The sequence below is a fragment of the Bradyrhizobium sp. UFLA05-109 genome (assembly GCF_054185165.1).
The window spans coordinates 167,016-188,198 of record NZ_JBBIAR010000002.1; the positions used below are offsets into that span (position 1 = coordinate 167,016).

23 protein-coding genes are annotated in these 21,183 nt (G+C 64.0%); 16 read left to right on the plus strand and 7 right to left on the minus strand.

Annotated features, from left to right (window positions below; translation table 11 throughout):
- Positions 1 to 2 precede the first annotated feature (2 nt).
- The 4 genes from Q3C01_RS02110 to Q3C01_RS02125 are packed head-to-tail and all read left to right on the plus strand — an operon-like array spanning position 3 to position 2,979.
- Positions 3 to 692 carry a Fe2+-dependent dioxygenase gene (locus Q3C01_RS02110; protein ID WP_458143434.1) on the plus strand — a complete coding sequence of 230 codons (690 nt, stop codon included), beginning with the start codon at positions 3 to 5 and terminating at the stop codon, positions 690 to 692.
- Entirely contained in the window at positions 689 to 1,675 is a 987-nt protein-coding gene (exbB, locus tag Q3C01_RS02115) for a tonB-system energizer ExbB (RefSeq protein ID WP_458143436.1), read from the plus strand. The genes Q3C01_RS02110 and exbB overlap by 4 nt, the downstream gene beginning before the upstream one ends.
- A 3-nt stretch (positions 1,676 to 1,678) precedes the next feature.
- A complete protein-coding gene (exbD, locus tag Q3C01_RS02120; RefSeq protein WP_458143437.1) occupies positions 1,679 to 2,149 on the plus strand; it encodes a TonB system transport protein ExbD in 471 nt (156 codons plus the stop codon).
- 11 nt (positions 2,150 to 2,160) lie between these two features.
- Positions 2,161 to 2,979 (plus strand): TonB family protein, encoded by an 819-nt coding sequence (locus Q3C01_RS02125; protein WP_458143438.1) that lies wholly within the window; start codon positions 2,161 to 2,163, stop codon positions 2,977 to 2,979.
- On the opposite strand, the gene Q3C01_RS02130 is transcribed toward Q3C01_RS02125, so the two are convergent.
- From Q3C01_RS02130 to gntR, 7 genes are all read right to left on the minus strand, one after another.
- Positions 2,967 to 3,389, minus strand: coding sequence for a hypothetical protein (locus Q3C01_RS02130; protein WP_458143570.1), 423 nt, complete (start codon positions 3,387 to 3,389; stop codon positions 2,967 to 2,969). The genes Q3C01_RS02125 and Q3C01_RS02130 overlap by 13 nt on opposite strands.
- A 54-nt stretch (positions 3,390 to 3,443) precedes the next feature.
- Positions 3,444 to 4,124: a site-2 protease family protein gene (locus tag Q3C01_RS02135; protein ID WP_458143440.1), complete on the minus strand. Its 681-nt coding sequence runs from the start codon at positions 4,122 to 4,124 to the stop codon at positions 3,444 to 3,446.
- A gap of 81 nt (positions 4,125 to 4,205) precedes the next feature.
- On the minus strand, positions 4,206 to 4,598 hold the full coding sequence (locus Q3C01_RS02140) for a GFA family protein (protein WP_458143442.1): 393 nt from the start codon (positions 4,596 to 4,598) through the stop codon (positions 4,206 to 4,208).
- A 7-nt stretch (positions 4,599 to 4,605) separates the two neighbouring features.
- On the minus strand, positions 4,606 to 5,352 hold the full coding sequence (locus tag Q3C01_RS02145; RefSeq protein ID WP_458143444.1) for an SDR family NAD(P)-dependent oxidoreductase: 747 nt from the start codon (positions 5,350 to 5,352) through the stop codon (positions 4,606 to 4,608).
- 33 nt (positions 5,353 to 5,385) lie between these two features.
- Positions 5,386 to 6,117, minus strand: coding sequence for an SDR family oxidoreductase (locus Q3C01_RS02150; RefSeq protein ID WP_458143571.1), 732 nt, complete (start codon positions 6,115 to 6,117; stop codon positions 5,386 to 5,388).
- A 112-nt stretch (positions 6,118 to 6,229) separates the two neighbouring features.
- On the minus strand, positions 6,230 to 8,059 hold the full coding sequence (locus tag Q3C01_RS02155) for an IlvD/Edd family dehydratase (RefSeq protein ID WP_458143445.1): 1,830 nt from the start codon (positions 8,057 to 8,059) through the stop codon (positions 6,230 to 6,232).
- Between the two features lie 150 nt (positions 8,060 to 8,209).
- Complete coding sequence (gntR, locus tag Q3C01_RS02160; protein ID WP_458143447.1) at positions 8,210 to 9,286, minus strand: HTH-type transcriptional regulator GntR; 1,077 nt, start codon at positions 9,284 to 9,286, stop codon at positions 8,210 to 8,212.
- Between the two features lie 204 nt (positions 9,287 to 9,490).
- On the opposite strand from gntR, the gene Q3C01_RS02165 reads away from it, so the two are divergent.
- The 12 genes from Q3C01_RS02165 (at position 9,491) to Q3C01_RS02220 (ending at position 20,958) form a co-directional block, all read left to right on the plus strand.
- Positions 9,491 to 10,558, plus strand: coding sequence for an ABC transporter ATP-binding protein (locus Q3C01_RS02165; protein WP_458143449.1), 1,068 nt, complete (start codon positions 9,491 to 9,493; stop codon positions 10,556 to 10,558).
- Positions 10,559 to 10,603: 45 nt separating this feature from the next.
- Positions 10,604 to 11,923: an ABC transporter substrate-binding protein gene (locus Q3C01_RS02170; protein ID WP_458143451.1), complete on the plus strand. Its 1,320-nt coding sequence runs from the start codon at positions 10,604 to 10,606 to the stop codon at positions 11,921 to 11,923.
- Positions 11,924 to 11,987: 64 nt separating this feature from the next.
- Positions 11,988 to 12,944, plus strand: a complete 957-nt coding sequence (locus tag Q3C01_RS02175) for a carbohydrate ABC transporter permease (protein ID WP_458143453.1) — start codon at positions 11,988 to 11,990, stop codon at positions 12,942 to 12,944.
- Positions 12,937 to 13,860, plus strand: a complete 924-nt coding sequence (locus Q3C01_RS02180; RefSeq protein ID WP_458143454.1) for a carbohydrate ABC transporter permease — start codon at positions 12,937 to 12,939, stop codon at positions 13,858 to 13,860. The genes Q3C01_RS02175 and Q3C01_RS02180 overlap by 8 nt, the downstream gene beginning before the upstream one ends.
- 66 nt (positions 13,861 to 13,926) lie before the next feature.
- A complete protein-coding gene (gene denD, locus Q3C01_RS02185) occupies positions 13,927 to 14,913 on the plus strand; it encodes a D-erythronate dehydrogenase (protein ID WP_458143456.1) in 987 nt (328 codons plus the stop codon).
- Positions 14,914 to 14,942: 29 nt separating this feature from the next.
- Positions 14,943 to 15,902 carry a sugar kinase gene (locus Q3C01_RS02190; protein WP_458143458.1) on the plus strand — a complete coding sequence of 320 codons (960 nt, stop codon included), beginning with the start codon at positions 14,943 to 14,945 and terminating at the stop codon, positions 15,900 to 15,902.
- A gap of 13 nt (positions 15,903 to 15,915) precedes the next feature.
- On the plus strand, positions 15,916 to 16,566 hold the full coding sequence (gene eda / locus Q3C01_RS02195) for a bifunctional 4-hydroxy-2-oxoglutarate aldolase/2-dehydro-3-deoxy-phosphogluconate aldolase (RefSeq protein ID WP_458143459.1): 651 nt from the start codon (positions 15,916 to 15,918) through the stop codon (positions 16,564 to 16,566).
- 65 nt (positions 16,567 to 16,631) lie between these two features.
- A complete protein-coding gene (locus Q3C01_RS02200; RefSeq protein WP_458143461.1) occupies positions 16,632 to 17,801 on the plus strand; it encodes an acetyl-CoA acetyltransferase in 1,170 nt (389 codons plus the stop codon).
- 120 nt (positions 17,802 to 17,921) lie between these two features.
- Positions 17,922 to 18,122 (plus strand): hypothetical protein, encoded by a 201-nt coding sequence (locus Q3C01_RS02205; RefSeq protein WP_458143462.1) that lies wholly within the window; start codon positions 17,922 to 17,924, stop codon positions 18,120 to 18,122.
- 135 nt (positions 18,123 to 18,257) lie between these two features.
- The gene (locus tag Q3C01_RS02210; protein WP_458143463.1) at positions 18,258 to 19,457 is read left to right on the plus strand and encodes a CaiB/BaiF CoA transferase family protein; all 1,200 of its coding nucleotides are present in this window, start codon (positions 18,258 to 18,260) and stop codon (positions 19,455 to 19,457) included.
- 11 nt (positions 19,458 to 19,468) lie between these two features.
- Positions 19,469 to 20,605, plus strand: coding sequence for a thiolase family protein (locus tag Q3C01_RS02215; protein WP_458143464.1), 1,137 nt, complete (start codon positions 19,469 to 19,471; stop codon positions 20,603 to 20,605).
- Positions 20,602 to 20,958, plus strand: a complete 357-nt coding sequence (locus tag Q3C01_RS02220; protein ID WP_458143466.1) for a Zn-ribbon domain-containing OB-fold protein — start codon at positions 20,602 to 20,604, stop codon at positions 20,956 to 20,958. Before Q3C01_RS02215 ends, Q3C01_RS02220 begins: the two co-directional genes overlap by 4 nt.
- The last annotated feature ends 225 nt before the right edge of the window (positions 20,959 to 21,183 follow it).

Genomic DNA, 21,183 nt, shown 5'->3' on the forward strand with positions numbered 1-21,183 from the left:
CCATGCTGACATGCATAGAGGGCGTCCTGAGCAAGGATGATGTGGCGGATTTCCGCCGCATCATGGACGCCAGCGATTGGGAAGACGGGCGTTCCACCGCGGGTGCGCAGTCGGCGATGGTCAAGCGCAACGAGCAACTGCCGCCGGACGGCGAGGTCGCGCGCAAGCTAGGCAACCGCATCATCTCGGCGCTGACGTCGAACCCGCGTTTCCTGGCGGCGGCGATCCCGCTCCAGATCTTCCCGCCGCTGTTCAACCGCTATGTGGCAAGCGGCGGGCACCATTTCGGCCTGCACGTCGACAATGCGATCCGCGGCGATCGCCTGACCGGCCTTCGCATGCGCACCGACCTGTCGGTCACGCTGTTCCTCGCCGAGCCGGAGGAATACGACGGTGGCGAACTCGTGATCGAGGACACCTACGGTTCGCACGAAGTTAAGTTGCCGGCCGGCGACTGCGTGCTGTATCCCTCGACCAGCTTGCACCTCGTCACGCCGGTGACGCGGGGGGCGCGGGTGGCGTCTTTTTTCTGGCTGCAGAGCATGATACGGGATGACCAGGCCCGCAGCCTGATCTTTGACCTCGATACCGCCATTCAGGCGCTGGCGCAGCGGCTTGGACGCGACGACCCCGAAACGGTCAAATTGACGGGTATCTATCACAACCTCATTCGCTACTGGGCCGAAGTATGAAGACCACATTTTTCCGGACAAGCCTTGCCGTATCCGTGATGATCGCGGCCGTCGGGCTCGCGATCCCCGTTTCGGCACAGCAGCAGCCGGCAACGCCGCCGGTGGCATCTCAGCCGAGCAATCCGGCGCCGGCAGCAGCGCCCGTGACTGCTGCGCCCGCAAGTGCTGCTCCGGCTCCTGTGGCTGCCGCCCCGGCAGCGCCAGCCCCTGCGACAGCTTCACCCACGGCGGCTGCGCCGGATGCGGCATCGGCGGATGCCGGCCGCGCGCCGAAATCGACCGGGCCCGTGATGAAGGAACTGTCGCCCTGGGTGATGTTCATGTCGGCGGACATCATCGTGAAGGCGGTGATGATCGGGCTTGCCTTCGCGTCCCTCGTCACCTGGACGGTCTTCATCGCGAAATCGATCGAACTGACGCTGGCGCAGGGCAGGCTGCGTTCGGCCCTGAAGAAGATCGCCGACGCTCGCTCGCTTGCAGAGGCCCAGTTCGCGCTCGGTGCCAAGGAAGGGATCTTGCCGTCGTTCCTTGCGGCCGCGCTGCGCGAGGCGCGGGCGTCCGCAGGAATCTCCAGCGACGCCGGCATCAAGGAACGCGCCGCCTCGAGCTTTGCCGAGATCGCCCGCGCGGAGGCGCGGCGGATCCGGATCGGCATGGGCGTGCTCGCGACCATCGGCGCCACGTCGCCCTTCGTTGGCTTGTTCGGTACCGTCTGGGGCATCATGAACAGCTTCATCGGCATCTCGAAGTCGCAGACGACGAACCTTGCGGTCGTCGCGCCCGGCATCGCCGAAGCACTGCTCGCGACCGCGATCGGTCTCGTCGCGGCGATCCCGGCCGTCATCATCTACAATCATTTCGCGCGCATGACGAAGGGCTATCTCGAGCTCGTCAGTCGCGCCTCGGGTGCGGCGGCGCGGCTGCTCTCGCGCGACCTCGACCGCAGCCATGGCAGCGTTCATTCGCGCGCAGCGGCGGAGTAGGCGATGGGCGTTTCGCTCGCAGACAACGATCTCGACGACGATGCGGACTTCTCCGAGACGCATGAGATCAACGTCACGCCATTCATCGACGTCATGCTGGTGCTGCTGATCATCTTCATGGTCGCCGCGCCCCTGTCGACGGTGGACCTGCCTGTCGATCTGCCGACCTCCACCGCCACACCGCAGAAGAAGCCGGACAAGCCGACCTATGTCAGCATCAAATCCGATTTGACGCTTGCGATCGGGGAGAATCCGGTCACGCGCGCCAATCTGGCCGCCTCGCTCGACGGCCTCTCGGACATGAGCAAGGACAAGTACGTCTTCCTGCGCGCCGATCGCACGGTGCCTTATGGCGAGCTGATGGGCGTGATGGAGTTGTTGCGCTCGGGTGGCTACTCCAAGGTGAAGCTGGTGACGCTGGAAGGTGTCCCGGCCTCTCCGGCGGCACCCGCGGCAGAACCTGCGAAGCCCTAGAGGCTGCTGCTATGCCCGATCTCGATATCGAACCGAGACCATCCCGGCGGCTGTGGGTTCTCGCCGCAGTGGCGGCGCTTGCGCTCCACCTCGGAGGCGCGGCGTTGGCGCTGGCGCATTTGCGGACGGATGGTGGCGACGATGGTCTGGGGGCGGCAGGTGCGGACTTCGCCGTCGAGATGGCTTCGCCCGATGCGCCGGAGTCCGAACTTCCGCCCGGACCTGACACCGATGCCTCCCAGGAACAGCGGGCAATGCCCGAACAAAAGGCGGAGGTGAAGGAAACGGAGCTTCCCAAGGATCAGCACCAGGACGTCGACGATGCCGACCGGGTCGTCACCGACAACAACGCGAAAAAGCCGGACGACGAGAGCCAGAAGGTGGCAGCCATCGAGACCCCGGCTACCGAGGCATCGCCGCAGTCGGTTGCCACGGCGCGGCAGAAGCTCGACGAGGCTGCGCGGGAGGCCGAGAAGGCCATGGCGCCGGTGCTCGGGATCGGCAAGGACATCCTGAAGCTGACTGCCGACTGGAACCGCAAGATCAGTGCGCATTTCAAGCTGCACCAGGTCTACCCGGAGGGAAGGGAACCCAAGTCCCAGAAGGTCAAGGTCACCCTCGTCCTCAACCGCAAAGGCAACGTGCTTTCGGTCGACGTGGTGGAGTCTTCGGGAGACGCAGCCTTCGATGCGGCCGCGGTCTCGATGATCCGTCGCTCGGATCCCGTGCCGCAACCTCCGGCCGGACTGACGGATGAAAAATTCGAGCGCACGCTCGACGTGACCTTCCCGCCGCGAGAGACGAAGAAGAGGTCGGCTCAGCGCCAGTAGTAGCGGATCGCGACGTAGACCACGACCAGGCAGGCGAAGATCAGCGCCACCGGAAGCGGCCGCTTCTCGGTTCCACCACCGAACGTTACCCCGAACGTGCTGGCCTTCTTCGGCTTGGGTGGGGGGCGGCGGAAGGCGGTAACATTGTCCTTCACGGGCTCGCTGGCCCGGGGGCGAACGTCGGGCGCGGTGCCGGCGCCGCCCATTTCGGCATAATAAGCCTTGTAGACCGAGGCGATGGTGGCCTCGGTGGCCTCGTCCTCGCTCGTCCGCTCCAACAGCTTCTTGTAGCTCGCGAGGAACTCCTGGGCCTCGGGAGGCAGCGCGGATAACCCGTTGAGCTTGGCCATCATCTTCCAGGTGGCGAAATCGGCGCGGGCGCGGGTGTCGGCTCGTCGCGCGATCAGCATGTCGGCAGCTTTGACCAAGTTGGCCTCGGGCCCTTCGGGTTTGTCCTGGTTCAACTACGCGTTGCCGGTCAGGAAGAGAACGGCCTTAATCACATATCCGGTCAACGTTCGCAGTATTGCCGAGATAACATCAAGATTTAGACCGAACTGCGAACCTGCAAGGGGGAGCAGGATCAGGATGGCGATCAGGATCAGCATACCGAACGGCTCGAGCCGCGCCAGCGGCAGGGCGAGCGGCCGCGGCAACAGGCCGACCGCGACCCGCCCGCCGTCGAGCGGCGGTATCGGCATCATGTTGAAGACGGCCAGCACCGCATTGATCAGGAGCGAATTCTTCAGGTTATCGAAGATCCATTGCGCCGAACTTGCCGGTGCGAAAGGCAGAGCGTGGAGTGCGAGGGCCGCCAGCAGCGCCAGCAGGATGTTGGTCGCGGGGCCGGCCAGCGCCACCCAGACCATGTCGAGTTTCGGGTTGTTGAGATTGCGAAAGTTCACCGGCACCGGCTTGGCGTAGCCGAACAGGAACGGCGAATGCGCAAACAGCAGCATAGCCGGCAGGATCAGGGTGCCGAACGGGTCGATATGCCGGAGCGGATTGAAGCTGACGCGGCCGAGCTGCCAGGCGGTGTTGTCGCCGAGCCGGTAGGCGACAAAGCCGTGCGCCGCCTCGTGGAAGGTGATGGCGATCACCAGCGGCAGCACCCAGACGGAGAGGTCGTAGAGGGAGACGTTCAAGCGGTTGCCCCGGTTCGTGCCCGATAGGGCCGAACTATCACGATTCAGCGCCGTGGCGAAGGCGGAGGCGACGTGGAGCCATCAGGACGGGATGGTGGTCGGATATTGCGGCAGGCCGTCGTCGAGCGTCAGCCAGTTGAGCTTTTCCTGTACCCAGATGTGCTCGGTGGGCGCGAAGGCGTTGCGGTCATCGAAAGTCGCGAGCGCCACGCCCACTGCCGTGCCGTTGCGCCGCCATGCGAAAAGGCGTGTACCGCACTGCTTGCAGAAGACGCGGTCGATGTTTTCCGACGATGGGTAACGACCGGTCTCGCCTTCGACGGTCAGCGCTGCGGGGAGAAACTGCGCGCGAGCGAAGAAGGGCGAGCCCATGGCCTTCTGGCAGATACGGCAATGGCAGGCGCGGACGTTGAGCGGCTCGCCTTCGGCCTTGAACCGCACCGCGCCACACAGGCATCCGCCTTCCCTGGTCATGACGCCCTCAATAGGTGGCACGGCCGCCGGAGATATCGAAGACGGCGCCGGTCGAGAACCCGCAGTCTTCCGATGCAAGCCAGGCCACCATCGCGGCGAGTTCTTCGACCAGCACAAAGCGGCCCTTCGGGATCTTCGACAGCATGAAATCGATATGCTGCTGCGTCAGCTGTTCGAAGATCGCGGTCTTCGCGGCTGCCGGCGTCACGGCGTTCACCAGGATGTCGTGCGCGGCAAGCTCCTTGCCGAGCGACTTCGTCAGCGCGATCAGGCCGGCCTTTGAGGCCGAGTAATGCGCCGCGTTCGGATTTCCTTCCTTGCCGGCGATTGAGGCGATGTTCACGATCCGCCCATATTTCTGCTTGAGCATCGTGGGCACGATCGCCTTGCAGCAGATGAAGGGGCCGTCGAGGTTGATGCGCAGCACCTTGCGCCATTCCTCGAGATCGGTCTCCCAGACCGTCTTGTTGATACCGGCGATGCCGGCATTGTTGACGAGGATGTCGATCCTGCCGAAGGCGGCGAGGGTCGCGTCGCGGACTTGCTCCACTGCGGCCGTGTCGGCGACGTCGACCTTGAAGACTCGAACCTCGCCGCCGATTTCCTTGGCCGTCTTCTCGGCGAGCGCCGCGTCGAAATCCCAGATCGCGACCTTGGCTCCAGAGGCGACGAAGCGTTCGGCAATGGCGCGGCCAAAGCCTTGCGCACCGCCCGTGACGATCGCGCAGCGGCCGTTGAGGTCGATCTTGTTCATGCAAGAATTCCTTCCGCGTGGGATGAGGATCAATCAGAGCATGAAGCCGCCGTCGACGACGAGGTCGACGCCGGTGGTGAACGCGCTTTCGTCACTGCCAAGATAGACCGCCATGGCCGCGATTTCCTCTGCAGTGCCGAGCCGGCCCATCTTCTGGCGGGCGATGAACATCTCTTTGCCCTGCGGGCCGACGGCGGCGGCGCGATCGAGCATCGAGGGTGTCTCGACGGTGCCGGGGCAGATGCTGTTGCAGCGGATTCCCTGCGTGATGAAGTCGAGCGCAACCGCGCGCGTGAGCAGTGACACCGCGGCCTTGGAAGCACTGTAGACATAACGGTTGGCCGGCGGCCGCAGCGCGGCGCAAGACGAGATGTTGACGATGCTGCCGCCACCGCCGGCAATCATCGCCGGCAGAAACGCCTTGATGGTCCGGTGCATGGATTTGACGTTGAGGTCGAACGAGAAGTCCCAGTCTTCTTCCGAACAGCCCAAAATGGTCCCGTTGTGCACGAAGCCCGCCGCATTGAGCAGGATGTCGATCTTGCCGATGCGCTTGGCGAAGGCGTTGACGTCGGCGGTGTTGCGAACGTCGAGCTTTGCCGTCTCGGCGACGCCGTCCTTGCTTAAGGTGGCGATGCCGCCTTCATTGATATCGGTGGCGATGACGGTTGCGCCTTCACGCGCGAATGCGATGGCGCATGCGCGCCCGATCCCCGCTGCCGCGGCGGTGACAACAGCGCGCTTTCCCTTGAGGCGGTCTGCCATTTTGTTTTTCTCCTTGATTTCCTCAGTGCCGTAGCCCGGATGAGCGCGTGAGCGCGATATCCGGGAAATGTCCCGGGTGTCGCTTCGCTCACCCGGGCTACGTGTCGCTAACTCAGTGGTTATCCCGCGCCACGCCAAACGTGTTGGCCACGTTCTGGTAGCGCGTGGCGAGCTCCATGCAGGCGCCGGTCGACTGCTGGCCGACGGTGTTGCGATAGATCTCCTGCCAGGGCGTCTGGTTCGGCGGATGCTTGAAGCCGCCATTGGCCTTCAGCTCGGCGTGGCGCTTCTTCACTTCCTCGTCCGAGATCAGGATGTTGGCGCTGCCCTTGTTGAGGTCGATGCGCACCTTGTCGCCGGTCCTCAGGATCGCGAGGCCCCCGTCGGCGGCGGCTTCCGGCGAAGCGTTGAGGATCGAGGGCGAGCCCGAGGTGCCGGACTGCCGGCCGTCACCGATGCAGGGCAGGGCCAGGATGCCGCGTTTGATCAGCGCCGCCGGAGGCTGCATGTTCACGACCTCGGCGCCGCCGGGATAACCGATCGGGCCGGCGCCGCGGATGAACAGCACGCAATGCTCGTCGATGTCGAGCGAGGGATCGTCGATCCGCTCGTGATAGTCCTCCGGCCCCTCGAACACGATCGCGCGTCCTTCGAACGCGTTCAGGTCTTTCGGGTTGCTGAGGTAGCGATCACGGAACTCCTTGGAGATCACAGAGGTCTTCATGATCGCGGAATCGAAAAGGTTGCCGCGCAGCACCAGGAAGCCGGCATCCTTCACCATCGGCTTGTCGTAGGCCCAGATCACGTCCTGGTCGGGCTTGGGCGCATTGGCGCAGTTCTCGCCGATGCCGCGGCCGTTGACGGTGAGCGCATCCTCGTGGATGCGCTTGTGCTTCATCAGCTCGCGCACCACGGCGGGCACGCCGCCGGAGCGATGGAATTCCTCGCCGAGATAGAAGCCGGCCGGCTGGAGGTTCACCAGCAACGGCACGTCGTGGCCGTACTTCTGCCAGTCGTCGATCGAAAGCTCGACGCCGATGTGGCGGGCGAGCGCGTTGATGTGGATCGGCGCATTGGTCGAGCCACCGATCGCCGAATTCACCACGATACAGTTCTCGAACGCCTTGCGAGTCAGGAAGTCGGAGGGTTTCAGATCCTCCCAGACCATCTCGACGATGCGCTTGCCCGTCTCGTAGGCGATCTGGCCCCGCTCGCGATAGGGCGCGGGAATCGCAGCGCAGCCCGGCAGCGAGAAGCCGAGCGCCTCGGCGAGCGAATTCATGGTCGAGGCCGTGCCCATGGTGTTGCAATGGCCGACCGAGGGCGCGGACGAGGCCACGATCTCCATGAACTCTTCGTAGTCGATCTCACCGGCGGCGAGGCGTTCGCGCGACTTCCAGACGATGGTGCCGGAGCCGGTGCGCTCGCCGTCATGCCAGCCGTTCAGCATCGGGCCGCCCGACAGCACGATCGCCGGCAGGTTGACGGTCGCCGCCGCCATCATGCAGGCAGGTGTCGTCTTGTCGCAGCCGGTGGTCAGGACCACGCCGTCGAGGGGATAGCCGAACAGCACCTCGACGAGGCCGAGATAGGCGAGGTTGCGGTCGAGCGCCGCGGTCGGCCGCTTGCCGGTCTCCTGGATCGGATGGGTCGGAAACTCCAGCGCGATGCCACCAGCCATGCGGATGCCCTCGCGGACGCGGTGCGCGAGCTCGATGTGGTGACGGTTGCAGGGGGAGAGGTCGTTGCCGGTCTGGGCAATGCCAATGATCGGCTTGCCGGACTGGAGTTCCTCGCGGGTGAGACCGAAATTCAGATAGCGCTCCATATAGAGCGCGGTCATGCCGGGGTTATGCGGGTTGTCGAACCATTCCTGGGAGCGAAGGCGCCGGCGGCTGCCATTGGTTGAGGGCGCATGCCCGTTGGTTGGCTTTTTTGTCATTGATGTCTCCTAGAATGCGAACGCACAGGCGTCGGTCAGTCGTATCGGCTTGTGCGATGCCCGACAGCGCAAGGCTGCATTCCGCAACTCGCCTGATCGCGGTCGTTTCCTCACAAGTGAGATACTAGTCATGGGTCCTTGGTAACGCTATCATTTTGTTCGGCCGGCCACCATTCCGGAAAGCGTCGTTTGGCTGTCGGCGCGCTGCGCCAGCGTGCTTTGCCGCTCGATCACCTTGAAGCCGAGATCGAGCACCGGCTGTTCCGGGCGGCGGCCTTCGATGGCCTCGATCAGCATCGTGGCGGCGGCCCGACCCATCTCGTAGCGGTTGGTGCGCACGCTGGTGAGCGTTGGGACCGCGCTCGCCATGAATTCGAGGTCGTTGAAGCCGATGATGGCGATCTGATCGGGAACGGTGATCTCTCGGCGCCGGCATTCGAAGAGCACGCCAAGGGCGAGATCGTCATTGGCGCAAAACACCGCATCGATGTTCGGCTCCCGCGCGAGCAGGTCGGCAAACAGCGTTCCCCCCAGCGTCACCGAGGTCGGTGTCGCCGTTGTCACGACGAGCCGCTGGTCGAACAGGCCGGCGTCCTTCATCGCCGTGACATAGCCATCGAGCCGCCGCTGCACCCGCGGATCCATCCGCGCACCCACGAAACCGATCCGGCCGCAGCCCTGCGCGAACAGGTGCGCGATCGCCGCGCGCGCCGCCTCATAGTGCGAAAAGCCGATCATCATATCGACCGGGGCGGGCCCAAGCTCCATGATTTGCACGATCGGGCAATCGGCCGCCTCCAGCATCACGCGCGATTCGGTCGTCTGGTCGATGCCGGTGACGATCAGCCCGGCCGGCTTCTGCGCCAGGAACAGGCGGAGAAGCTTTTCCTCCTGGAGGATGCTGTAGCGGGTGTTGGAGAGCTGAATCGAGTAGCGGCTGCCTTCGGACGCATCATAGATACCGCGAAGCACGTCGGAGAACACGTTGTTGGTGAGGGAGGGGATCAGGACGCCGATCACTTCCGTGCGCTGCGAGGCCAATGCACGTGCCGCGAGATTCGGCACATAGCCGAGCTCGCGTGCGGCGCTCTCGACGCGCGCCCGCTTGGCGTCCGACAGCGCCTCGGGATTCCTGAAAAAGCGGGACGCGGTGATAGGGCTCACGCCGGCGAGCTCGGCGACCTCGGCAAGCCGGATCTTGCCCGATTTGGTGCGTTTTCGTCCCATTTGTTGCTCATAGCACAGCCCTTCCTGCAAACAAAGGAACGTTGACAGCGCTACCAGCTCCGACTAACCAAAGACAAATTGCCAAAACCGCGCAAACTGCAGACAATGCCGCCTGTCAGATGGGGCCTCGTTGGGTGGAGCCTCGGAAGAAAAGGCGGTAGCGGTGCTCGATTAGGCGCTGCGGACCAGTGAGGAGGGAGCTAGATGTCGTCTGTGCACATCCGCGACGTGCGGAAATCGTTCGGCAATTTTGAAGTCCTGCACGGCGTGACGATTCCGATCGAGGACGGGCAATTCGTCGTTCTCGTTGGTCCCTCCGGCTGCGGCAAGTCGACGCTGCTGCGCATGCTCGCAGGGCTTGAGAACATCACCTCAGGCACGATCTCGATCGGCGAGCGCGTCGTGAACAATGTCCAGCCCAAGGAGCGGGACATCGCGATGGTTTTCCAGAACTACGCGCTCTATCCGCACATGACGGTCGCCGACAACATGGGCTTCTCGCTCAAGCTGCGCAGCGCGGGCTCTGACGAGATCAACAAGCGCGTCAAGCGCGCCGCCGAGATCCTCGCGCTGACGCCGCTGCTCGATCGCTATCCGCGCCAGCTCTCCGGTGGCCAGCGCCAGCGCGTCGCCATGGGCCGCGCCATCGTGCGCGATCCGCAGGTGTTCCTGTTCGACGAGCCCTTGTCGAACCTCGATGCCAAGCTGCGCGTCGCCATGCGTACCGAGATCAAGGAGCTGCACCAGCGGCTCAAGACCACGACCGTCTATGTCACCCACGACCAGATCGAGGCCATGACCATGGCCGACAAGATCGTGGTCATGCATGACGGCATCGTCGAGCAGATGGGCACGCCGCTCGAACTCTACGACAAGCCCGAAAATCAATTCGTCGCGGGCTTCATCGGTTCGCCGGCGATGAACTTCCTCAAGGGCCATGTGCGCTCGAACGGGGCGGCGACCTTCGAGGGTCCGAACGGCGTCAAGCTGCCGCTCAAGAGCGCGCCGACCGCGTCTGACGGACGGCCCGCGGTCTATGGCGTACGGCCGGAGCATTTCACGATCGCTGACGACGGGGCGGAAGCCGAGATCGTCGTGGTCGAGCCGACGGGCTCCGAGACGCAGGTGTTCGCAAAGCTCGGCGGCGAGCAGGTCGTCGCGGTGTTTCGCGAGCGGCACATGTTCAATCCTGGCGACAAGGTCCGGCTGAAGCCGGATCCGTCGCTGGTCCACTTGTTCGACGACGGGACGGGAAAACGGCTGAACGCATAAGACAGACTTAAACAAATCAAAAAAATCACCATTGGGAGAAACGACATGCAAGACTTTACCCGCCGGGCATTGCTCCAAGGCGGAACGGCGCTGGCTGCAACCGGCGCACTGACTGGGCCTGCACTGTTCGAGTTCGCGAAGGCTTGGGCGGCGGACTCGCCGTGGAAGGCCGAGTCGGGTGCCAAGCTGACGGTGATGCGCTGGAAGCGCTTCGTGCCGGCGGAAGACGATGCGTTCAACGCGATGGTCGCGGCGTTCAAGGCCGCAACCGGCACGGAGATGAACGTCTTCAGCGAGTCCTTCGAGGACGTGCAGCCGAAGGCGTCGGTCGCTGCGAACACCGGCTCGGGTCTGGATCTCGCGTGGGGCCTCCACACCCTGCCTCAACTGTTCCCGACCAAAGTGCTGAAGATGAACGACGTCGCCGATTACCTCGGCAAGAAGTATGGTGGCTGGACGGATGCCGCAGCCAAGACCTGCAAGCTTGGCGACGACTGGCTCGGTATTCCCGTAGCCACCAACGGCGGCTACATGACCTACCGCAAATCAGCGACCGACAAGGCGGGCTTCAAGGAGTTTCCGAAGGACTTCCCCGGCTTCCTCGAGATGTGCAAGGCGCTGAAAGCGAACAACACGCCTGCGGGCTACGCGCTCGGGCATGCCAGCGGCGACGCCAATGGCTGGTTGCACTGGATATTGTGGGGACACGGCGCCTACACCGTAGACCAGAACGACAAGATCATCATCAATTCGCCCGAGACCATGAAGGCGCTGGAGTACTGCAAGGCGCTCTACGAAACCTTCATCCCCGGGACCCCATCCTGGAACGACTCCTCCAACAACAAGGCGTTCCTGGCCGGTGAGCTTTATTGCACCCTCAACGGTATTTCGATCTACGTCGCGGCCAAGACCGACCCGACCAAGAAGGAACTTGCCGAAGATACCTATCATGCGCTGCACCCCGTCGGGCCCATCGGCAAGCCGACTGAATTGCAGCTTGCCCTGCCGATCCTCGCCTTCAACTTCACCAAGTACCCGAACGCGTCGAAGGCCTTTATCGCCTTCATGCTGGAGAAGGAGAACTACGAGAAGTGGCTGGATGGGGCGCAGGGTTACCTGACACAGACTCTGAATGCGTATGAAACTGCGCCGGTCTGGACGGCCGATCCAAAGAACGCCGTCTTCGCGCAGGCGTCCAAGCGCACCCTGCCGGCGTCCGGCATCGGTACGGTGGGTGAGAAGGCTGCAACGGCGATCGCCGACTTCATCGTCGTTGACATGTTTGCCAACTACTGCACCGGCACCAAGGACGCAAAGGGTGCAGTTGCGGAGGCAGAACGGCAATTGAAGCGCATCTATCGCTGATGATCTCGATGCGGGCGGCTGTCTGGCCGCCCGCTCATTCGCACTCTGATCAGGGGTATCGGGCATGGCTGATGTCGTAGTTGCTTCCCAAGCCAAGCCTCGGTTTCGCGAGGCCAACGCCTGGGACCAGCTCAAGCACAATCGCAACTGGCTCGGCTTCTGGTTCATGCTGCCGGCCATGGCCTTCCTGATTTTCTTCCTCGCCTATCCGCTGGGGCTGGGCATCTGGCTATCCTTCACCGACACGCGCATCGGCAGGGTCGGGCAATTCATAGGCACCGAGAATTACGAGTGGCTGTGGGACGACTCGATCTTCTGGCTGTCGGTGACCAACACGCTGCTGTACACCTTCGTGGCCAGCGCCTTCAAATTCGCGATCGGTCTCTATCTCGCGCTCCTCTTGAATGAGAACATGCCGTTCAAGGCGATGCTGCGGGCAATGGTTCTGATCCCGTTCATCGTGCCTACCGTCCTCTCGGCGCTGGCGTTCTGGTGGATCTTCGACGCGCAATTCTCCATCATCTCGTGGTCGCTGAAGAATCTCGGCCTGATCAGCCAGAACATCAATTTCCTCGGCGACACGACCTGGGCACGCATTTGCGTGATCTTCGCCAACATCTGGCGCGGGGTGCCCTTCGTGGCGATCACGCTGCTCGCCGGCCTTCAGACGGTGTCGCCGTCGCTCTATGAAGCCGCAACGCTGGATGGCGCCACGCGCTGGCAGAATTTCCGGTACATCACCTATCCGCTGCTGACGCCGATCATCGCAGTCGTGATGACCTTCTCGGTGCTGTTCACCTTCACCGACTTCCAGCTGATCTGGGCGATGACCCGCGGCGGCCCGGTCAATGCCACCCATCTGATGGCGACGCTGTCGTATCAGCGCGCGATCATCGCGGGGCAGCTTGGTGAGGGGGCGGCGATCTCCAGTGCTATGATTCCATTCTTGCTTGCCGCAATCATGATCTCCTGGTTCGGCCTGCAGCGTAGAAAGTGGCAACAGGGAGAGAACAATGACTGATCTTCCTGCCTCCAAGGTCAGCCTCAAGTCCATCCTGTCGACGCCCGCGCGGGTCGATAACAGCGAGGGCATGAGCTATTTGCAGTCGGTGCCGCGCCGGATCGTGACGCTGTACTTGCCGCTCACGATCATCGTCGTGATCCTCTTGTTTCCGTTTTACTGGATGGCGCTGACCTCGGTGAAACCGGACGACCAGCTGCTCGATCTCGACAAGTACAATCCGTTCTGGACCTGGAATCCGACCTTCAAGCATTTCCACAAGCTTCTGTTCGAGAGCTACTATCCGCACTGGCTCTGGAACACGATGTACGTGGCGGTGTGCGCCACGGTGCTCTCGATCATTGCATCGGTGCTGGCGGCCTATGCCATCGTGCGCTTGCGCTACAAGGGGGCCAATCTCGTCGGCGGGCTGATTTTCCTCGCCTACCTGGTGCCGCCGTCGATCCTGTTCATCCCGCTCGCCACCGTCGTGTTCCAGTACGGCCTGTTCGACTCGCCGATGGCGCTGATCCTGACCTATCCGACCATCCTGATCCCGTTCTCGACCTGGCTGTTGATGGGCTATTTCAAGACCATCCCCTTCGAGCTCGAGGAATGCGCGCTGATCGATGGGGCGAGTCGCTGGCAGATCCTAATCAAGATCGTGCTGCCGCTGGCAATCCCCGGCCTGATCTCGGCCTTCATCTTCTGCTTCACGCTATGCTGGAACGAGTTCATCTACGCGCTGACCTTCCTGCAATCGACCAGCAACAAGACTGTGCCGGTCGCGATCGTCAACGAATTCGTGGACGGCGACATCTACCGCTGGGGCTCGTTGATGGCGGGGGCGCTCGCGGGGTCGCTGCCGCTGGTTATCCTTTACGCGTTCTTCGTGGAGCATTATGTGTCGGCGATGACCGGCGCCGTGAAGGAATGATTGCGGGCCCGCCGTAAGAACGCGTCCGAACGGGCGCGTTCAAGACCAACAAGAAGGAGTAGGCTCTTGCACATTCTGGTTCTCGGCGCTGCCGGCATGGTCGGCCGCAAGTTGTGCGAACGGCTGCTGCGCGACGGCCGGCTCGGCAAGAGCGACATCACCAAGCTGACCATGCATGACGTCGTCGAGCCGAAGAAGCCCGAGAAGGCCGGCTTTGCCGTCGAGACCGTGTCCGGCGATTTTGCCGTTCCCGGAGCCGCCGAGAAGCTGATCGCGGGCCGGCCCGACGTGATCTTCCATCTGGCCGCCATCGTCTCCGGCGAGGCCGAGCTCGATTTCGACAAGGGCTATCGCATCAATCTCGACGGCACGCGGATGCTGCTCGACGCCATCCGCCTCACCGGCGGCGGCTACAAGCCGCGCGTGGTCTTCACCTCGTCGATCGCGGTGTTCGGCGCGCCGTTCCCGGATGCGATCGGCGACGAGTTCTTCCACACGCCGCTGCTCAGCTACGGCACCCAGAAGGCGATCGGCGAGCTGCTGCTTGCCGACTATTCCCGCCGCGGTTTCCTCGATGGCATTGGCATCCGCCTGCCGACCATCTGCATCCGGCCCGGCCTGCCCAACAAAGCGGCATCCGGCTTCTTCTCCAACATTTTGCGCGAGCCGCTGGCCGGCAAGGAAGCGATCCTGCCGGTCTCCGAGGACGTCCGCCACTGGCACGCCACGCCGCGCTCCGCTGTCGGCTTCCTGCTCCATGCCGGCACGATGGATCTCGCCGCGGTCGGCCCGCGCCGCAATCTCACCATGCCCGGCCTCTCGGCGACCGTCGGCGAGCAGGTCGCGGCCTTGAAGCGGGTCGCAGGCGAGAAGGTCGCCGCCCGCATCAAGCGGGAGCCGGATCCCTTCATCGTCGGCATCGTCAGCGGCTGGCCGCGCAATTTCGATGCGCGACGCTCGCGCGAGCTCGGCTTCACCACCGCCGAGAACAGCTTCGATGATATCATCCGCATTCACATCGAAGACGAGCTCGGCGGCAATTTCGTCGCCTGACGTAACCGGTGAACAGTGTGGGTCGAGTCATGGCGAGCGTTGCTTGCATCGGTGAATGCATGGTCGAACTCCGGCAGGCCCAGGGAGGCGGGCAGGGCGGCGGGCTCTACTCGCGCGGCTTCGGTGGCGACACTCTCAACACGGCCGTCTATCTCGCGCGGCTCGAGGTCAAGGTCGACTATCTCACTGCGCTCGGCGATGACCCATTGAGCGATGAGATGGTGACGGCCTGGACGGCGGAGGGCGTCGGCACCAGGCGTGTCTTGCGTCTGCCCGGCAAGCTGCCCGGCCTCTACATGATCCAGCTTGATGCCAACGGCGAGCGGCAGTTCTTTCACTGGCGCGACAGCGCGGCCGCGCGCCGGCTGATGGATCTGCCGGAGACGGACGAGATCCTCAACTCGCTGATGAGCTACGACATCGTCTATCTCTCCGCGATCACGCTCTCGATCTACGATCAGCTAGGGCGCGAGCGCCTGTTCGCGGCGATCAAGCGCGCGCGTCTGCTTGGCACCCGCTTCGTGTTCGACACCAATTTTCGCGCCCGCGCCTGGCCCGATCGCGACATCGCCCGCGCGGTGTTTGCCGCGGCATTCGAGGCCGCCGACATCGTGCTAACCTCGACGGAGGATCTGCTCGCGCTGTACCCCGGCGAAAGCCATGCCGAGCTGATGGCGCGCATCCCCACTCCCGAGCTGGTGTTCCGTCTCGCCGAGCCTGTCAGCCTGTTGCGCTTGCAGGGCGGCACCAGCGAGGTGCGTGCCGAGCCGCTGACCAAGCCGGTGGTCGACACCACCGCGGCCGGCGACAGCTTTGCCGCGGCCTATATTGCAGCCCGGCTTGCCGGTTCCGATCCGGTCGAGGCCGCACAGGCCGGCCATCGCCTTGCGAGCCTCGTGATCTGCTATCCCGGTGCCATCATTCCGGTCTATGCCATGCCGCCGAAGAAGCGGCCCCGGCCGGCAACCTCACGCCAAGCCACAAAGTGAAAATCGAAACGCAATGACCACGACTGCCAAACAGGAAAAGCTCGCCGCGCTGTTCAAGGGCGCGACCGTCATCCCCGTCCTCACCATCGAGCGTATCGAGGATGCCGTGCCCCTGGCGCGCGCGCTCGTTGCCGGTGGCGTCAAGACGCTGGAGGTGACGCTGCGCACCTCCGTGGCGATCGAGGCGGCGAAAGCGATGATATCAGAGGTGCCGGAGGCGATCGTCGGCATCGGCACCATCCTCAACCCGGCCGACCTCGCGCGCGCCGAGAAGCTCGGGGTCAAATTCGGGATTAGCCCGGGCGGCACGCCCGATCTGTTGAAGGCCGCCGCCGACAGCGCCTTGCCCTTCGCCCCTGGCATTGCGACCGCATCCGAGCTGATGCAGGCGCTGACGTTCGGCTTCGATCTGGCGAAGTTCTTTCCCGCCGAGCAGGCCGGCGGCATCAAGGGCCTGCGTGCCCTCGGTGGTCCGTTCCCCAATGTGCGCTTTTGCCCCACCGGCGGCGTCGGCGAGGCCAATGCGGCGACCTGGCTTGCCGAGCCCAACGTGCTGGCGGTCGGCGGTTCCTGGCTATGCCCGGCGGCGGAGATCAAAGCGGGGAACTGGGCCGGCATAACTGCCATCTGCCAGCGCACCCTGAAAGGCCTCAAAGCCGCGTGAAGTCTTGGGCCCGATGGGCTAAGAATCGGCAAGGGGAGACAAAGAAAGACCTGAGGAGAGTGACCATGACCGCCAGCATCGTCGGATGGGCACATACGCCTTTCGGCAAGTTCGACACCGAGACCGTCGAGAGCCTCGTTACGCGCGTCGCCAATGAGGCGCTTGCTGATGCGGGCATCTCGGCCAGCGATGTCGATGAGATCGTGCTCGGTCATTTCAACGCCGGCTTCTCGCCGCAGGATTTTACCGCCTCGCTGGTGCTCCAGGCCGATCCGCATCTGCGCTTCAAGCCGGCAACCCGTGTCGAGAACGCCTGCGCCACCGGCTCGGCCGCCGTGCACCAGGGCCTGCGCGCGATCGCTGCCGGTGCTGCCAGGATCGTGCTGGTCGTCGGCGTCGAGCAGATGACCCGCACGCCGGGTCCGGAGATCGGAAAGAACCTGCTCAAAGCCTCGTACTTGCCGGAAGATGGCGACACCGTCGGCGGCTTCGCCGGCGTGTTCGGCAAGATCGCCAGCGCCTATTTCCAGAAATACGGCGACCAGTCCGATGCGCTGGCGCTGATCGCGGCCAAGAACCACAAGAACGGCGTCGCCAACCCGTTTGCGCAGATGCGCAAGGATTTTGGCTTCGAGTTTTGCCGCTCCGAGAGCGAGAAGAACCCTTACGTCGCCGGCCCCCTGAAGCGCACCGACTGCTCGCTGGTCTCCGACGGCGCCGCGGCACTGGTGCTGGCCGATGCCGAGACAGCCAAGGGCATGGGCAAGTCGATCGGCTTCCGCGCCACCGCGCACGCCCAGGACTTTTTGCCGATGAGCAAGCGCGACATCCTCCAGTTCGAGGGCTGCACGGTTGCCTGGCAGCGCGCGCTGGAGAAGGCGGGCGTGTCGCTCGCCGACCTCTCCTTCGTCGAGACCCACGACTGCTTCACGGTCGCCGAGCTGATCGAATATGAAGCGATGGGCCTGACGCCAAGGGGGCAGGGCGCCCGCGCCATCAAGGAAGGCTGGACGCTGAAGGATGGCAAGCTGCCGGTCAATCCGTCCGGCGGGCTGAAGTCGAAGGGCCATCCGATCGGCGCCACCGGCGTCTCCATGCATGTGATGACCGCGATGCAGCTTGCAGGGCAGGCGCCCGAGGGCATGCAGATCAAGAACGCCAGGCTCGGCGGCATCTTCAACATGGGCGGCGCTGCCGTCGCCAATTACGTTTCCGTCCTGGAGCCGCTGAAGTAACCCGTAAGGGTGGGCAAAGGCGCGAATGCGCCAGGCCCACCCTTCCTTGCGCTATGTCAAGGTGGCCCCATTTCGCTTCGCTCACCCTCCTGCTCTTGATTGATTTCCGGGGAATGCATCATGAGCAATGATAGCTCGCTATCACTCGACGAACTCAACGATCGCATCGCGATCCTCGAGGGCAATATCAGGCAGCTCATCGAGCAGGCCGCCGCCGCGTCCGGCGAGCAGAGCGAGGCGCGTATCGCCGATCGCATCAACCAGCAGAACGATGAGCTTGAGCGGCTGCTCAAGATCCGCGAAGCCCGCCTGAAGAAATAACCGGAGTTGGCCGCGCCGCGCTCGCAGGCGGCGCATGCGGCCATACGCCCGCCGCCCTTGCTCGGGTCCCGCCGCTGCCGTTAGCTGGACCGAAATCGCGGGCGGCAGTCAGCCCCGCGCAATCGGGAGTGAACGATGGGGCCGTTGAAGGGCATCAAGGTCATCGACATGACGACCGTGCTGATGGGGCCGTATGCGACCCAGATGCTCGGTGACTATGGTGCCGACATCATCAAGGTGGAGTCGCTCGAGGGCGACGTCACCCGGCTGATCGGCCCGATGCGTCATGCCGGCATGGGCCCGGTATTCCTCAACACCAATCGCAGCAAGCGCTCGATCTGCCTCGACCTGAAGAACCCGGCCGGCCGCGACGCCGTGCTGCGGCTCATCAGGGATGCCGACGTCCTCGTCTACAACGTCCGGCCGCAGGCCATGACGCGCCTTCAGCTCGGCTATGACGTGGTCTCCGCGATCAACCCGCGTCTCGTCTATGCCGGCGTGTTCGGCTTCGGTCAGGACGGGCCCTATGCCGCTAAGCCCGCCTATGACGATTTGATCCAGGGCGCAACCGCGCTGCCCGCACTGATGGCGCAGACCGGCGACGGCGTGCCGCGCTACGTGCCGAACGCGTTGGTCGATCGCATCGTCGGCCTCACCGCCGTCGGCGCGATCTGCGCCAGCCTCGTGCATCGCGACCGCACCGGGCGCGGCCAGCGCGTCGACATCCCGATGTTCGAGACCATGGCCGGCTTCGTCATGGGCGATCACATGGGCGGGCTGACCTTCGAGCCGCCGCTCGACAAGGGCGGCTATGCGCGTCACCTGTCGCGCGACCGCAGGCCTTACAAAACCGCGGACGGTTACCTCAGCGTGATCGTCTACAACGACAAGCAGTGGCAGAACTTTTTCGAGGCGACCGGCCGCGACGATCTGCGCGCCGACAAGAGGTTCGCGACCTTTGCGGGCCGCGCCGCGAATATCGATTTCGTCTATGCCGAGCTCGCGCGCATCTTCGAGACGCGCACGACCGCCGAATGGATCGAGATTTTGACCAAGGCCGACGTGCCTGTCATGCCGATGCACGATCTGAAAACGATCCTGCATGATCCGCATCTGGAGGCGACGGGCTTCTTCCCGGTGGTCAACCATCCGACCGAAGGTCCAATCCGCAGCATGAAGGTCACCGCGACCTGGTCGGACACCGACGCCGAACCGGCGCGGCTCGCACCGCGCCTCAACGAGCACGGTGCGGAGATCCTGAAGGAGATCGGCTATTCCGCGGATGAGATTGCGGCTCTGATACGCGACGGCGTGACCCGCTCGCCGCCGGAGTAGGGGAGAGCACCATGAGCTTCGTCACCGGCGTCGGGCTCACGCCTTTCGGCAAGCATGAAGGCTCATCCTCGCTCGACCTGATGAGCCGGGCGGCGCAGCTTGCGCTCGACGATGCCGGGCTGACGCGCGCGGAGATTGACGGCGTCCTCTGCGGCTATTCGACGGTGTCGCCGCACATCATGCTGGCGACCGTCTTCGCCGAGCATTTCGGCATACGCCCGAGTTACGCCCACGCCGTGCAGGTCGGCGGCGCGACGGGCCTCGCGATGACCATGCTTGCGCATCATCTGGTCGAGGCCGGGGTGGTACGGCATGTGCTCGTTGTCGCCGGCGAGAATCGCCTCACCGGGCAAAGCCGCGATGCCTCGATCCAGGCCTTGGCACAGGTCGGACATCCCGATTACGAGGTGCCGCTCGGCCCGACCATCCCCGCTTATTACGGCCTCGTCGCGTCCCGTTACATGCACGAGTACGGCGTGACGGAGGAGGATCTCGCGGAGTTCGCCGTGCTGATGCGCGCGCACGCCTACGCCCATCCCGGTGCGCAATTCCACGAGCCGATCACGGTTGCGGACGTGATGGCGTCCAAGCCGGTGGCATTGCCGCTAAAGCTGCTCGACTGCTGCCCGGTCTCCGACGGCGGTGTCGCCTTCGTGATCAGCAGCGAGCGGACCGGCGAGGCCGGCGTGCAGATCCGCGGCTGCGCGCAGGCGCATACCCATCAGCATGTGACCGCAGCGCCGGCGCTAAGCGAGCTTGGCGCCGAGATTTCGATCGCGCGCGCGAAACAGGCTTCGGGCCTTGCGATATCAGATGTGCGCTATGCCGCAGTCTATGACAGCTTCACCATCACGCTTGCGATGCTGCTCGAAGACCTCGGCCTTGCCGGACGTGGCGAGGCCGCCGCGCGCGTGCGGGCTGGATATTTTGGCCGTGACGGCCGCATGCCGCTCAACACTCATGGCGGCCTCCTCAGCTATGGCCATTGCGGCGTTGGCGGCGCGATGGCGCATCTGGTGGAGGCGCATCTCCAGATGACCGGGCGCGCAGGCAATCGTCAGGTCCGCGACGCCTCGATCGCGCTGCTGCATGGCGATGGTGGCGTGTTGTCCTCCCATGTCAGCATGTTCCTGGAGCAGGTGCGATGAGCGCGCGAATCGCGGACTGGACCAAAGGGGATGCGGCGATCGTCTTTCAATGCTGCGAGGCATGCGGCGGCGTGCAGTACTTCCATCGCACCTTCTGCGCGGCCTGTGGCGCGCCAGATCCGCGGGAACGTCGCGCGAGCGGCAAGGGCACGGTCTATGCAACGACACTCGTCTGCCGCGCCGCAACGCCCGAGATGCGTGCGTATGTGCCCTACAACATCCTGCTCGTCGACTGCGCCGAGGGCTTTCGCATGATGGCGCACGGTGAGAAGGGCCTCGCGATCGGCGACGAGGTCGCCGCGCAGTTCACCTCGTTTGCCGGAAGATTCGTTCCGTTTTTCACCAAGGTCTAAGTACTGGTTTTCGTCATTCGGGGGCGGTCGAACGGACCGAACCTGGAACGGAATTCTGGGTCTGGTTACCGGGCCGCGCGCTTTGCGCGGTCCCGTACGCACCACCCCGGAATGACGAAATCTCTTTTCAGCGCCCGTAGAACAATATGCTGGCGATGACGAGCATCGCCGTCACCGCCAGCATATGCGCGAACGCTTCCGAGGCCGCCCTCCTGGTGGCTTCCT